The sequence below is a fragment of the Paenibacillus sp. FSL R7-0128 genome, assembly GCF_038002245.1.
Lineage (GTDB): Bacteria > Bacillota > Bacilli > Paenibacillales > Paenibacillaceae > Paenibacillus_AQ > Paenibacillus_AQ silagei.
Genome location: NZ_JBBOCD010000001.1, coordinates 1,179,050 through 1,191,895 on the forward strand (window position 1 = coordinate 1,179,050; position 12,846 = coordinate 1,191,895).

At 53.2% G+C, this 12,846-nt stretch carries 16 protein-coding genes; 10 read left to right on the forward strand and 6 right to left on the reverse strand.

What is annotated here, in order from left to right:
• Positions 1 to 130: 130 nt before the first annotated feature.
• The 3 genes from NST26_RS04770 to NST26_RS04780 are packed head-to-tail and all read left to right on the forward strand — an operon-like array spanning position 131 to position 907.
• On the forward strand, positions 131 to 385 hold the full coding sequence (locus NST26_RS04770) for a hypothetical protein (protein WP_036723207.1): 255 nt from the start codon (positions 131 to 133) through the stop codon (positions 383 to 385).
• Positions 382 to 558 (forward strand): hypothetical protein, encoded by a 177-nt coding sequence (locus NST26_RS04775; protein WP_155991288.1) that lies wholly within the window; start codon positions 382 to 384, stop codon positions 556 to 558. The genes NST26_RS04770 and NST26_RS04775 overlap by 4 nt, the downstream gene beginning before the upstream one ends.
• A complete protein-coding gene (locus NST26_RS04780; RefSeq protein WP_339312976.1) occupies positions 545 to 907 on the forward strand; it encodes a hypothetical protein in 363 nt (120 codons plus the stop codon). The genes NST26_RS04775 and NST26_RS04780 overlap by 14 nt, the downstream gene beginning before the upstream one ends.
• A gap of 16 nt (positions 908 to 923) precedes the next feature.
• On the opposite strand, the gene NST26_RS04785 is transcribed toward NST26_RS04780, so the two are convergent.
• Together NST26_RS04785 and NST26_RS04790 are read right to left on the reverse strand one after the other, a co-directional pair.
• Positions 924 to 2,240 carry an ATP-binding protein gene (locus NST26_RS04785; protein WP_340978699.1) on the reverse strand — a complete coding sequence of 439 codons (1,317 nt, stop codon included), beginning with the start codon at positions 2,238 to 2,240 and terminating at the stop codon, positions 924 to 926.
• Entirely contained in the window at positions 2,237 to 2,971 is a 735-nt protein-coding gene (locus tag NST26_RS04790; RefSeq protein WP_340978701.1) for a LytR/AlgR family response regulator transcription factor, read from the reverse strand. The genes NST26_RS04785 and NST26_RS04790 overlap by 4 nt, the downstream gene beginning before the upstream one ends.
• Positions 2,972 to 3,127: 156 nt before the next feature.
• Here NST26_RS04790 and NST26_RS04795 point away from each other — a divergent pair, with 156 nt between their 5' ends.
• The 5 genes from NST26_RS04795 (at position 3,128) to NST26_RS04815 (ending at position 7,032) form a co-directional block, all read left to right on the forward strand.
• A complete protein-coding gene (locus NST26_RS04795) occupies positions 3,128 to 4,051 on the forward strand; it encodes an ABC transporter ATP-binding protein (protein ID WP_340978702.1) in 924 nt (307 codons plus the stop codon).
• Entirely contained in the window at positions 4,048 to 4,845 is a 798-nt protein-coding gene (locus tag NST26_RS04800; RefSeq protein ID WP_340978703.1) for a hypothetical protein, read from the forward strand. The genes NST26_RS04795 and NST26_RS04800 overlap by 4 nt, the downstream gene beginning before the upstream one ends.
• A gap of 31 nt (positions 4,846 to 4,876) precedes the next feature.
• Positions 4,877 to 5,833: a peptide-methionine (S)-S-oxide reductase MsrA gene (gene msrA / locus NST26_RS04805; RefSeq protein ID WP_340978704.1), complete on the forward strand. Its 957-nt coding sequence runs from the start codon at positions 4,877 to 4,879 to the stop codon at positions 5,831 to 5,833.
• A 73-nt stretch (positions 5,834 to 5,906) separates the two neighbouring features.
• A complete protein-coding gene (locus NST26_RS04810; RefSeq protein WP_036723217.1) occupies positions 5,907 to 6,638 on the forward strand; it encodes a ZIP family metal transporter in 732 nt (243 codons plus the stop codon).
• Positions 6,639 to 6,732: 94 nt separating this feature from the next.
• Positions 6,733 to 7,032, forward strand: coding sequence for a hypothetical protein (locus NST26_RS04815; protein WP_340978705.1), 300 nt, complete (start codon positions 6,733 to 6,735; stop codon positions 7,030 to 7,032).
• Positions 7,033 to 7,224: 192 nt separating this feature from the next.
• On the opposite strand, the gene NST26_RS04820 is transcribed toward NST26_RS04815, so the two are convergent.
• From NST26_RS04820 to NST26_RS04835, 4 genes are all read right to left on the reverse strand, one after another.
• The gene (locus tag NST26_RS04820) at positions 7,225 to 8,133 is read right to left on the reverse strand and encodes an aldo/keto reductase (RefSeq protein WP_340978706.1); all 909 of its coding nucleotides are present in this window, start codon (positions 8,131 to 8,133) and stop codon (positions 7,225 to 7,227) included.
• A gap of 217 nt (positions 8,134 to 8,350) precedes the next feature.
• Positions 8,351 to 9,340, reverse strand: a complete 990-nt coding sequence (locus NST26_RS04825) for an aldo/keto reductase (RefSeq protein ID WP_036723221.1) — start codon at positions 9,338 to 9,340, stop codon at positions 8,351 to 8,353.
• Positions 9,341 to 9,435: 95 nt separating this feature from the next.
• A complete protein-coding gene (locus NST26_RS04830; protein WP_340978707.1) occupies positions 9,436 to 10,278 on the reverse strand; it encodes an AraC family transcriptional regulator in 843 nt (280 codons plus the stop codon).
• Positions 10,279 to 10,443: 165 nt separating this feature from the next.
• Positions 10,444 to 10,755, reverse strand: a complete 312-nt coding sequence (locus NST26_RS04835; protein WP_339253992.1) for a (2Fe-2S) ferredoxin domain-containing protein — start codon at positions 10,753 to 10,755, stop codon at positions 10,444 to 10,446.
• Positions 10,756 to 11,096: 341 nt separating this feature from the next.
• Between NST26_RS04835 and NST26_RS33965 the strand changes: the two genes are divergently transcribed.
• Together NST26_RS33965 and NST26_RS04845 are read left to right on the forward strand one after the other, a co-directional pair.
• Positions 11,097 to 11,987 carry a general stress protein gene (locus tag NST26_RS33965; protein WP_445165062.1) on the forward strand — a complete coding sequence of 297 codons (891 nt, stop codon included), beginning with the start codon at positions 11,097 to 11,099 and terminating at the stop codon, positions 11,985 to 11,987.
• Between the two features lie 467 nt (positions 11,988 to 12,454).
• Complete coding sequence (locus NST26_RS04845) at positions 12,455 to 12,829, forward strand: lactococcin 972 family bacteriocin (RefSeq protein ID WP_339312982.1); 375 nt, start codon at positions 12,455 to 12,457, stop codon at positions 12,827 to 12,829.
• Positions 12,830 to 12,846: the final 17 nt, after the last annotated feature.

Consider the following 12,846-nt stretch of genomic DNA (forward strand, 5'->3'; position numbering starts at 1 on the left):
TGGCTATTGCTAGAGTAGATTACCTTGAGGGTGATTCTGTTAGAGTGGCGGCAAGGAATTTCGCCAAAAATGTGGACAGGGGTAAAGGCGCGAATCCGTTCCGATTACATTAGGAAATGGGGGGATACAGATGGATTTCAGTGCATTGACTGGCCTTTTCGTAGATAACAACGGTTCAGTCGTGCTGAATGTTCTGTTATCTACTGCCTTGATCTGGAGTGTTAAGCAAATTGCGAATAAAGAGAAAGTGATTCAGAATTATCAGAAACGCGATGAGGAGAATGAGAAGCAGCTTAGCGAATATAACCGTACGCTCGTGAAGCTGCTGATTGAGAGAGGAACCGCAGAGAGAAAACCTAATGATGAGGAGGTCGTCAACAAGTGAAGCTCCTCGATATCTTTCGCAAGCACGAGCTGAAGCCCAGCCGGGTCAAACGGGAAATTGAGACCCTAGGCCAAATTCAGGAGGCGTATGAATCCAATGATCTAGAGAGGCTTATTGATCTGCACCGCACTGGCTTAGGTAGAAGGGGAGATGATCTGCATGGACATTATTGACTTGGTACTGATTACACTGGAACTGATCGCCTTGATCGCTTTTACCGCATATGTTATCCGTTACAGCAAATATTTCATCGGACGGGGGCCTATGCGCACCTATAATTTGTACCTCCGCAGTGTATGGGTAACTTATGGGGCAGTAGCGCTTCTGTGTCTCAATCTGCTGTGGGGAAGGCTGAACATTATTCTCGGGCTGAACCTGTCCGGCAGCTTATCCGATATCCTGCGGGAGTATGTGCTGGTGCTGACCCTTGTCATGCTTGTATTCGCAGGCTTGATGCACAAGGAGTTATGGGACAGCAACCATAGGCACAAGACCCGCCGTGAGCGCAAGAAACTGAAATAGCAGGCCCCATTCCCCATCATTCCCCCTCGGACACCCGTCCTCCGCCACGTTCATCTCTCTCAATATGAAAAAGCACCAGCTCCAGCTGAAACAGCTGGCCGCTGTAAGCAAGCTGAAACAGCCCGCCAGCCCGCTCCATCGTCTGGCGGATATTCCGCAGTCCGATCCCGTGGGAGCGCTTATCGCTTTTGGTGGTCAGCAGCTCGCCGCCTAGGCCTTGGAGGACAGAACCGGAGTAGGGATTCTGAATCCGTATAAATAAGCTGGCATTCAGGTAATGCATATGTACCGCGATGTATCGTTCTGTTCCCTGTTCCTTGGGGATCAGGCTGACTGCTTCCAGGGCGTTATCAAGGGCATTGCCCAGAATAACGCTGATGACAGCGGTATCCAGCATCATCCGGGGTGGAAGGCTCAGCTCCAGACGGAGATCAATCTCTGCTGCGGATGCCTCCTGCCGTTTGTAATCCAGGATGGAGTCAATAACCGGGTTACCGGTGTTGCAGTATGTTTGGGCTTGTCCAGTCGAGCCAAGCAGAGCGTCCAGCTCGGCTGTAGAGGCGGCTTCTTCTCCGCTGAGAATTCTGGAGCGCAGGCCCAGCAGAATATGGTTGAAGTCATGACGGAACCGGAGGGCTTCCTCCTGAAATTCCCGGTTCCGGTGGTACTGGTTCACATAATAGCTGTTTTGCTGCTCCAGCAGCAGGCGCTGGCTGCGTTCAGACTGTGCGCTCAGCACACGGTCAATCAGCAGGAATACCAGAAGATTAATAGCGAGCAGCAAGGCGGGAACGACAGGGAATAACTGCGGATATAGCTGGAAGAAGGGACTGCCGGATAACTGCAGTAATACCGCAATGCTAAGACAAGGAAAGAGCAAGACAAAAGACCCTAACCACCTGGTTGGCTGGCCCCGGCCCTCGTCTTTCACCAGCCTGCGCAGCAGCAGAACGAGCAATAGCATCAGCAGCTTCGAGAGCAGCAGGCCGAGCCTGTAACCGAAGTCAGTATGTGGCAGTGGAACCGCCGCATCGCTGAGGATAATCACAGCAGAGATAAACACCGCAGCGTATAACCGCCAAGCAAGACTGCCCCGGTAGAGCAGGGACACACCCAGGATCAGTCCGATATTACCAGCCATCAGCGGGAGAGCGGACAGTGAGCTGTGATGGAGCAGAGCATGAACACCTATGTACAGAATGTAAAATGCGGTCAGCCGCAGCCGTGATTCCACACGACAGGGGAAGAAGCGGCTGAAGAAGAGATGCAGTATGACTGACAGGAGCGGTAGTACAGCGAGATAAATGATTTCATCGAGGAGTACGGAATTCATACCAGCTCCCCCCTGAAATGAAGATAGGCCCTGCGCACAGCGGGGCTATATTTGCTGCTGACCGGCAGTTCACAGCCGGTGGTAAGAATGATTTTTTTGGCGCTAATGGCCTGGATTGAATAGAAGTTCACAATATAGGACTGGTGAATCCGTACGAAATGGCTGGCCGTCAGCTTCTGCTCCTCCTCTACCAGCTTCCCGTAGTATTGTAGTGTCCTATCCTGAGTAACCAGTGTAATCTGCCTGATGCTGCTCTCCAGATAATGAATGTCCCTGTGAGGAATCCTTAGTTCCTGGTTCTTCAGCTGTACCGCAAGGAAGTTGATCCGGCCCTGCTGCCGGAGACGGAGGGTCTTATGTATGGCCCGGGCCAGCTTCTTCCTGAAGCCCTCCGGCTCAATCGGCTTCTTCAGGAATCCTGAAGGACGCAGGTCAAACAGCTGCATATGGTATTCTTCATGACTGGAAATATAGATAAGCTGCACCGGATCATTGCCGTCATCCTCCCTCAGGAGCTGTCCCGCCGCAATGCCGTCAAGACCGCCCAGCTCAATGTCCATCAAGATAATATCAAACTGGCTTCCGTCCCGGAGGGCCCGGGCGAAGCTTTCACCGGAATAATATAGGGAAATCTCAATAGGTTCGTTCAAGTCTTCTCCGGTTTCCAGAATCAGGCGCTCGGCCTCTCCGGCTGCGCGGGGCTCATCGTCACACACAGCAATATGAATCATCGGCTTCTCCACCTTTGCATTAATCCCTACATTATACATTTTCATCCTCAAAAACGACATGATCTCGCGTGAATATGACACCTGCGTTAGCGGAGGGGACAACGGATGGTATCGTTATGCCATCAACAGATTTGAGAGGAAAAGGGAGTGTTTGCTTTGACGGCAACAGTATTTGAGGCTGAGGGCTTATCCAAGGAGTACCCTTCAGGGATTGCGCTGGATCAGCTCTGCATGAGCATTGAGGCTGGGGATGTGTACGGATTCGTAGGGGAGAACGGGGCGGGCAAAACAACGCTGATGAGAATCATCGGCGGTCTGGTGCATCCGACAGCCGGAAGGATGGCCTTATTCGGAGAGCAGAGCAAGGAGAGACAGATTGCGGCCAGACGCCGTGTCGGCTTCCTGATTGAACGGCCTTCGCTCTATCCGCATATGAATGCGATGGAGAATCTGTGCTTTTACTGCCGGATCTTCGGAATCAGGGATAAGGGCAGGGGCGCTGAAGTGCTGAAGCTTGTAGGTCTGGATGAGGCGGGACCGAAGAAGGCGGGCGAGTATTCGCTTGGCATGCGCCAGCGGCTGGGAATTGCCGTCGCCCTGCTGAACCGGCCGGAGTTCCTGGTGCTGGATGAGCCGGTGAATGGACTGGACCCTGCGGGAATTGTGGAGATCAGGCATATCCTGGAGCAACTATCCCGGGAACAAGGCGTGACTCTTCTGATCTCCAGCCATATTCTGAGTGAACTGCAGCTGCTGGCTGGTAAATACGGCTTCATTCATCAAGGCCGGTTGATTCAGGAGATTTCGGCTGCTGAATTGCAGCAGACTGCACAGGTGATGATCTGTATTACCACATCTTCTCCGGCAGCAGCCGTAGCTGAGTTGCTGAGGCAGGAGCTTAGGCAAGGGGATATCCGGGTCAAGCAGACCGGAGAGATCGAGCTTCCCCGAAGCGGGGTGGATCTGGAGCGCCTGATGTCTCTTCTCGTGCAGCGCGGGGTTCCAGTTGACGGCTTTAATCTGACAGCGCCCAATCTGGAGCAGTATTATATGGACTTGATCGGGGGCAGCGGAAGATGAGAAACTTCTGGCAGGCTGAAATCTATTATTTGCGTAAGGATCCGGCCTTCAAAAGCATCACCGCAATCTTCGCCCTCGCCAGCCTCGCACTTGTTCTAATTCTGGGCAGCAAAGGCGGTTATTCTTTAAGCAGTTATGCAGAGCCGCTCCAGACGGCTGCTTCGTTCTCCATTCTGTTCTATCTGGTTATTCCGCTGCATGCCTGCTTTTTCGCAACGGAGGGCTTCGAGCATGGCTCGGTGCAGAATATTATTGCTGCCGGGCATAGCAAGGCGAAATACTTCACCGGTAAGTATGTGCTGGAGCTGCTTGCCGTTCTGGGATGGCTGCTGGAGTTCTACGGTTTATTCTATCTGTTCTCTCTTGCGGCAGCGCTGATCACAGGAGCGCCGGTAGGACATGCCGGATATACAGAGGATCTGGCGGCTGGTCTGACAGCCTTGGGACTGAATCTGCTCTATCTGGCAGCTTATTGTGCAGCAATCATGATGCTGGGGATGCTGATCCGCAAACCGGCTTCGGCGGTGGTGGCCGCATTCTTCTTCATCTTCGGTAACCTGCTGCTCAGCGGGTATCTCAAGGACGCCTCCTCTGCGGTTCTTCGCGCAATTTCTGAGCATTCCCTGATGACGCAGATTTTCAAATTCTCGGGGATATACGTGGAGAACTCACAGCTGATTCTGCTCTCGGGGACGGGGGATTATATACGCGCGTTGTGGATTCCTGCAGCTTGGATCTTGCTGTCTCTAACCATCACCCTGACCGTTTTGGAGAAGCGGGATATTCAGATATAATAGGGGAAAAGCATGCAGGGAGGCGGTCTGTTTGACTTCGAATGATACGCTGCAGCTGGCGACCTTCGCCGGCGGCTGCTTCTGGTGTATGGTCAAGCCGTTCGACGAGCTGCCGGGCATCGTCTCGGTGGTGTCGGGTTATACAGGCGGGCATACGGAGAATCCGACCTATGAAGAGGTAGGATCGGAAACTACCGGACACCGGGAGGCGGTGCAGATTGTCTATGATCCGGAGCTGTTCCCGTATGAACGGCTGCTGGACATCTATTGGCAGCTGATCGATCCGACGGATGACGGCGGGCAGTTCATGGACCGGGGGCATTCTTACTCTCCGGCAATCTTCATTCATAATGAGGAGCAGCGGAAGCAGGCGGAGCTGTCGAAGGAGAGGCTGAAGGCCAGCAAGCGCTTCAAGGCGCCGATTGTGACGCCCATCCTGCCGGCTGCGCCGTTCTATCCGGCGGAAGCGGAGCATCAGCACTATTACCGGACCCATCCGCTGGATTATAAGCTATATCAGAAGGGCTCGGGCCGTGACGACTTCACAGCGCTGCACTGGAACAGCCGCGAGGACAAGAAGCGGCTGCGGGGGCAGCTCACGGAGCTGCAATATGAGGTCACCCAGAACAAAGGCGCGGAGCCTGCCTACCAGAATGCGTATTGGGACCACTTCGAGGAGGGCCTCTACACGGATGTGATCAGCGGTGATCCGCTGTTCAGCTCGGCAGCCAAATTCGATTCCGGCACAGGCTGGCCCAGCTTCACGGGTCCGGTGGAAGAGGGGATAATCCGGCGGGAAGCCGATTATAGCGGCGGACAGGTGCGGACTGTGCTGCGCAGCAGGTTAAGCGGAGCTTATCTGGGGTATCTAACCTTTGACGGACCGGAGCCGGCGAAGCAGCATTATCATATCTATTCTGCCGCCCTTCTGTTCGTCCCGAAGGCAGAGCTTGAAGGCCGGGGGCTGGGACGGTATGTGAGACTTTGAAGCTTGGGTCTATTTATAGCTGCCTTGAGCATATGCTTGATCTATAGTCCTGTCCACAAAAGGGGTTGAAGATTTGGCGGGTGCACTTTTAGGCAGCTTTTTGTCTGCAATGGCAACGGTGCTGGGCGTTATTCCTATTCTGTTCGTAAGGCGGCTGTCCGAGCTGTGGAAGGATGTGCTGGTGGCCTTCACCGCCGGGATTATGGTCTCTGCAAGCACCTTCGGGCTGATGCCGCAAGCCATTAAGGAATCGGGTATTACCGCGCTGACTCTGGGGCTGATTACCGGCGTATTGCTGCTCGATCTGATCGAGAGTCATATTCCGCATATCGATGTGGAGAATAAGCCCGGCCTCAGCAATCTGGATTCCAAAGCGCTGCTCGTCATGATTGCGCTGTTCATTCATAATATCCCCGAAGGGCTCAGCACAGGCTTCAGCTATGCCAGCGAGCAGACAAGCCTCGGCCCAATGGTGGCGATTGCGATCGGCGCTCAGAATATGCCGGAAGGGCTGATTCTGGCGATTTTCCTCATGAATGCCCGCGCCAGCCGGCGCAAGGCCCTAATCATAGCCGCGTTGACCGGACTGATGGAGATGGTGTCGGCTGTGATCGGGTATTTTACAGCCAGCTATGTACAGAATGTGGTTGGATACGGGCTGGCATTTGCTGCCGGGGCAATGCTTTTCATCGTGTATAAGGAGCTGATCCCGGAGAGCCACGGCCACGGATTTGAACGGCCCTCGACGTATTCGTTTATCTTCGGGCTGCTGGCGATGGTCTATATTACGCAGTTTTTTGGCTAGGGTGCTTCAGCGGCAGTGTCATTTGCATCTGCCTGCCGCAGCCGCTATACTATAACGCAATCCCCGGTTCCTATGGAGAAGGAGTGATGACAGGATGGTTAGACTGGAATGGGAAGCTGTATTATCCTTCGTATTATTGATTGCTTCATACCTGTGCTTATACGCGGCTATTCAGAAGCGGACGAATTTCGCCCGCTACAGCATGACGGTTCTCCTGATAGCCAGCGGAGCGCCTCTGGCCGTGATGCTGATTCTTGAGAGCAGAAGGGAAGCGCTGGATGCCAATATCGGGCTGGGCATGGCGTTTCTGCTGACCTGGCTTATTACTGCAGTGGTATTTGTGGCTGCATTAATTACGTGGATAGTTAAGGCAAGGAATCGCGTGCGTAGGTAGAAAATAAGAAGCTAAGCAAAAAATAAGAAGCTGTCCAGAGACTGTAATGCCTACAGTTTCCGGACAGCTTCTTCTGTTAAAATATAAGAATTTATATATTTTACGCTATAAATTATCCTTCTATTTCTCGCTGAAACGGTACCGTCCTTTAAAAGGACGGCGAAGCCGTTTCCACTTGGCCGTAAGCACGCTCTAGACGTGCAGGGTATACCGTCCTGTCTTGCTGAAATCCCGTACAGCTTCAAGCTCCAGTGCAGAGAGCGGCTGCGAGCGGGCAGCCGCAATATTCTGCCGCAGCTGCTCCAGGCTGCTGGCCCCCGGGATCACGGCGGCAACCGCCGGATCGGCCAGCGGATATTGCAGCGCGGTCTGCGTCAGCGTCCGGGTAAGGGTAGTCTGGCTCATCAGTTGATCATGCAGCTCCGTAAGCTCTGCCTCCGTATAGTCGAGATACGCCCGCTGTGCCTTGCTGCGGCCATGATCGGTCAGAATGCCGCTAGCCAGCGGCCCCCGTGCAATCAGGCTGATGCCCGCGCGGCCCAGCAGCGGAAGAATGCTCTCCTCCGGGCGTCTGTCGAGAATGCTATACTGGCTCATCACGCTGACGATACCGGAGCGCTGCACATATTCCCGGATCACATTCGGCCGGATGGAGGAGATGCCGTAATGCCGTATTACCCCTTCCCGCTTCAGCTCCTCGAAGGCTTCAATCGTGTCATCGATATCATCTTCCAGCGTTCCTCCGTGCAGCTGATACAGGTCAATATAATCGGTCTGCAGCCTGCGCAGGCTCTCCTTCACAGCGGAGCGGATATAGGTCTTGGAGGCATCCCAGCTCCAGCCTTCCTTGCCGGGAATTCTGCGGTTGCCCACCTTGGTCGCCAGGATCACATCGGCGCGGCGGTGCCGGATGGCCTGACCGACAATCTCCTCATTGCGGCCCTCATCGTAGAGGTCGGCGGTATCCAGGAAGTTAATTCCGCGTTCAAGCGCTTCGTGGATAATGGCGGTGGCCTGCGCTTCCTCTGTCCCCAGCGACATGCAGCCAAGCCCCATGGCACTTACATGTAAATCGGATTGCCCCAATAGGTTAGTCTTCATCGGATATCCTTTCGTTACGCAGTGATGGTTATGAATGAGTTCATTATAGCATTCACGCACACCGTAAGCACTCGGGAGGGACTGCTTCAAGGTTCAATGGGTTAGGGAGATCTGCACAAAAAAAGAATCCTGCACCACCGCGAGCGGTGGGCAGGATTGCCGTCATAATCTATGATCTATGATCTGTAGGTTCGGCAGGTGTAGTATCCGCCCCGGCTTATCCGCGCAGAATCGTCTCAATCTGCTCCAGCTCTTCCGCGCTTAGCTCAGGCGCATTAAGTGAAGCTACGGCATCCTCGATCTGGCTGATCTTGCTTGCCCCGATCAGTGCAGAGGTCACCTTGCCGCCGCGCAGTACCCACGATAAGGCGAGCTGGGACATCTTCTGTCCGCGTGCAGCCGCAATCTCGTTCAGCTTGCCAACCTTGGCCAGCACCTCAGGCGTGAGCTCCTTCTCGGAGAGGAAGACACTCGGTCCGGCTGCGCGGGAATCGGCTGCGATGCCGTTCAGGTAGCGGTCCGTCAGAATCCCTTTTTGCAGCGGGGAGAAGGCGATGGTGCCGATGCCCTCTTCCTCCAGCACATCCTGCAGGCCGTCCTCGATCCAGCGCGACATCATCGAATAGTTCGGCTGATGGATCAGGCAAGGCGTGCCCAGGCGGCGGAGAATCTGCGCGGCTTCACGCGCTTCCTCCGGTCTATAGTTCGAGAGGCCCACATACAGCGCCTTGCCCTGGCGTACCAGCAGGTCGAGGGCGGACATGGTTTCTTCCAGCGGCGTATTCGGGTCTGGACGGTGGTGGTAGTAGATGTCTACATAATCCAGCCCCATCCGCTTCAGGCTCTGATCCAGACTGGAGACGAGATACTTCTTGGAGCCCCATTCACCGTAAGGGCCGGGCCACATATAGTATCCTGCTTTGCTGGAGATGATCAGCTCATCGCGGTAAGGGGCAAGATCCTTCTTCAGCATCTGCCCGAAGCTCTCTTCGGCAGAGCCGGCGGGCGGACCGTAGTTATTAGCGAGGTCGAAGTGGGTGATTCCTAAGTCAAATGCCCGGCGGACCATAGCGCGGCCGTTCTCAAAGACATCATTGCCGCCGAAATTATGCCACAGCCCGAGGGAGATGGCCGGGAGCAGCAGGCCGCTGCGTCCGGTGCGGTTATATTTCATCGTGTCATAACGTTCAGGATTGGCGATATACATATTGGATTCCTCCTAAATTTAAGTTGTGCGGGACTTCATACCTCCCTAATTGTAGCGGATAAACGCTTTCAATCGTATGTCAGCAAGGATGATTTTTATAGCACAATGTCCGTATCTGCATGGCGGAGCCGGTATTCTTTGGGCGAGCAGCCCTTCACCTTCTTGAACATCCGGGAAAAGAGCAAAGCATCCTGATACCCCACGGATTGCGAGATCTCCCCGATGGTGCAGCCTGTCTCTGTCAGCAGCTCGCAGGCTCTGGACATACGGAATTGGAGCAGATATTGCTGCGGCGGCAAGCCGACCGTCCGCTTGAACAGCGCCGACATATATTTGCGGTCCAGCTTCAGGGAAGCGGACAGACTCTCCATCGTCACATTCTCGGCGTAGTGGGCTTGGAGGTAATGCAGGCACTGCTCCACATAGACACTTCTGCTGCGCGGAGCCGGGCTGTCGGCAGCCGGGACCGTGCGCAGCAGCAGGGCGAAGAACTCATAGAGCATCACCTTCAGCGGCAGGTCCAGCAGCTCCCCGCTGCTTCCCGTCTCCGATAACCTGGCAGACAGCGAGGGCATCAGCACCTGGTCCATCGGGAACACCGGCTGCTCCGGGGTAAGGGAAGTCCGTCCCAGCAGATAACTTGCCTCCTCCCCGGTAAAAGCAATCCAGGAATACAGCCAAGGATCATCCTGATCTGCGGCATAATGCGTGACCACATGCGGATAAGTGAGGAAGGCCTGCCCTGCGTTCAATGTATGGGTGGCTTCACCGACGGTTACCTTGCCGGTTCCGGCGTGAATGAAGTGGACTTTGTACAGGTTGCGTACTCCGGGTCCGAATGAATGACCGGGTGCGCACTGCTCCTGGCCCCAGTAATGCAGATATAAGTCAGGATTGGCCCGGTGAGGGCGATGGGCGTTATATTTGAATACAGTCATGCGTGCAGCCTCATTTCCTAAAAGGATGATGACACTCCTAATGAACATATACCTCTAGTATACCTCAGAAGGAGGAGGACCGGACAACCGCAAATAGTCCCAGCCCCGGGAGGGGAGGGACTAGGAGTATGAGGCTGAAGGCAGGCTGGCTGGGGCTGCTGGGAATCAGGCTTCCATTTTGAGCATAACCAGCTCTTCTACCGGCTGTCCGTTCACCAGATGCTCCTCCACGATACGGGCCACATCCTCCGTTGTTACATTGTAATACCAGACCCCGTCAGGATACACGATGACAAAAGGGCCGTTGCCGCATAGGCCGAGACAGCTGGTTTTGTTGATTTTGACCGTCTTGTTGATCCCTTGCTCCACTAGTTGCTCTTTGAATTCCTGCATGACATCCAGGACATCTTGGTTATTGCAGTGCTCACTGCAGCAGAAGAGCAGATGTTTCTTGAGTACCTTCAGACGCATATTCATCGCGGTTTCCCCCTGGATTCTATAAGAGTAGCTTACCTGTTATACGAGGAGTATAGTCTCTTTTGGCCGCGCTGTAAGGAGATTGGAGCATTGTTCCCAAAGGCTTAATAACTGTCATCAATTGGAGAATTCAGTGTGATCTAAGCTGACTTCAAATCACTGAATTTGTGGAAAATGTGTCCGGCGGGCAATTTCCTGTTTCATAAATTTTTTTGCGGAACCCGGCTCAAGATCGAAAGTTACCAGTTTCGCGGAGAAGGGTTTGGTTAAGTAAGGGATGTGAAAGTAAAGCGAGAGTCAAACCATTAACAATCTAAATCAGCTACCAGGAGGGAATCGTTATGAATAAGAAAATTGTAGGTGTGTTCCATACAGAGCATGAAGCTTCACGGGCTATTGAAGACTTGAAGGCGCACGGCTTTCTGACAGAGGATATCTCAGTGATAGCGAGAAATAAACGCGATGTGGAAGCGATCAATGATGAGACCGGGACGAAGGTGCCGGAGGGTATGGCATCCGGGGCGGCGACCGGCGGTATCCTTGGTGGTGTGACCGGACTGCTGGCAGGCATCGGCGCTCTGGCGATTCCGGGAATCGGGCCGATTATCGCAGCGGGGCCGATTGCAGCCACCTTAACAGGCGTTGCGGTAGGGGCTGGAACGGGTGGTCTGGTCGGCGGGCTGATCGGACTGGGCATTCCGGAGGATGAAGCTGCGAGCTATGACAACGATGTGGACGAAGGCCGCATTTTGGTCATGGTGGATGCAGATATCTCCCGCGAAAAGGACGTATACACTGTATTCCGCAACCATAATTCGGCGAATGCTGACCGCTATATGAGGGATGCGGGGACTGCCGGAACAGCTGCAGAAATGAATGCTCCTCGGGACTCCGTAACAGATGCGGTGGATGCGGCGTTCAATGGCTCAGGTCTGGAAGGCAGACATGATACCGGGCTGGACACGATGAATTCAGCCACGGAGCATGATCTCCCGGAGCGAAGCGCAGTGGAGGATATGAAACGGCCGGGAATGACAGGAGATCTGTATTCCGGCACGCGTAACGGCATCGATAAGATCCCGGATCATACCGCGGAACGCAGGCTCGCCGATCGGGAGGAACAGCAGGCCCGGGAAGCCGCCAGACAGGAAGAAGCCCGGCCCGGCAGCTTTGTTGATGAGAAGGCGAAGGATAACAGCGAGCTGCTCAGAAACCACGGGCGCACCCGTTAAGCGGCGAATGAACAGCGGGTGACGCATGGGCATAGAATGATGAAAGACAAGGGTTTCCCGAAGTCCTGCCGGACTTTAGGGAAGCCCTTGTTTTGTGATGTGGATCGTAACTGAACCGGGGAATTCGCTATTGTCTGATATAACATGAAATGATGTTTTTGCCCATGATTAGACACCAAAGTATTGAATAACAAAATTTGGTGTGTTAAGCTTGTTGAAAGGAAAAAATGGAATGATATAACATATCATTTCTTTTATTTATAATTTAGTTTTATTGATAATGAAAGGAGGTGAGAAGAACCATGGAAAATATTAGACCGCCGAATATGGAAAAAAGGCTCCTATATACCCCCATATCTTGACCCTGAGAAAGTTTTGGATTGGGTGGGTATCTAAGAACCTATGTAGCATTTTACATTTTAACTTTATCTGTGTAAACTCAAAAATTTATAAGGAGAGGTTCATAAATGATCAAAAAACATACATTAAGTTCAATAGTAATAGCAGGAGTACTTACCTTATCATCACTAACACCAGCCATGGCTGCCAGTGCAAATGGAGCAACAAGCGGTTCTGTAAAATTAACCAATGCAATGATTACTCCGTTTGCAAGTACAAGTGTGGGTGGCGGAACCTGGAACTACGGAACTGAAAAAGTTGGAAATCAAAAGCATGTATGGTCACAATATGACCATTCTGAGTTGTCGCATAAAGCTTCGACCAAATTAGGAAGTGAATCTCATACAAGTGGTTGGAAATATGCAAAAACCACAGCTAAATCCGAGATCTATGGTAACAAAAGCAGCACAGGATATGCATACTGGGATGTTTATAAAAAATAATTGGGATTTAGATAAAA

Coding starts and splice junctions, on each gene's coding strand:
- NST26_RS04785 (WP_340978699.1), bottom strand. CDS start 2,240: ATGAATTCCGTACTCCTCGATGAAATCATTTATCTCGCTGTACTACCG.
- NST26_RS04835 (WP_339253992.1), bottom strand. CDS start 10,755: ATGAATATGCGTCTGAAGGTACTCAAGAAACATCTGCTCTTCTGCTGC.
- NST26_RS04825 (WP_036723221.1), bottom strand. CDS start 9,340: ATGTATATCGCCAATCCTGAACGTTATGACACGATGAAATATAACCGC.
- NST26_RS04820 (WP_340978706.1), bottom strand. CDS start 8,133: ATGAAGACTAACCTATTGGGGCAATCCGATTTACATGTAAGTGCCATG.
- NST26_RS04800 (WP_340978703.1), top strand. CDS start 4,048: ATGAGAAACTTCTGGCAGGCTGAAATCTATTATTTGCGTAAGGATCCG.
- NST26_RS04845 (WP_339312982.1), top strand. CDS start 12,455: ATGATCAAAAAACATACATTAAGTTCAATAGTAATAGCAGGAGTACTT.
- NST26_RS04815 (WP_340978705.1), top strand. CDS start 6,733: ATGGTTAGACTGGAATGGGAAGCTGTATTATCCTTCGTATTATTGATT.
- NST26_RS04830 (WP_340978707.1), bottom strand. CDS start 10,278: ATGACTGTATTCAAATATAACGCCCATCGCCCTCACCGGGCCAATCCT.
- NST26_RS04780 (WP_339312976.1), top strand. CDS start 545: ATGGACATTATTGACTTGGTACTGATTACACTGGAACTGATCGCCTTG.
- NST26_RS04770 (WP_036723207.1), top strand. CDS start 131: ATGGATTTCAGTGCATTGACTGGCCTTTTCGTAGATAACAACGGTTCA.
- NST26_RS33965 (WP_445165062.1), top strand. CDS start 11,097: ATGAATAAGAAAATTGTAGGTGTGTTCCATACAGAGCATGAAGCTTCA.
- NST26_RS04790 (WP_340978701.1), bottom strand. CDS start 2,971: ATGATTCATATTGCTGTGTGTGACGATGAGCCCCGCGCAGCCGGAGAG.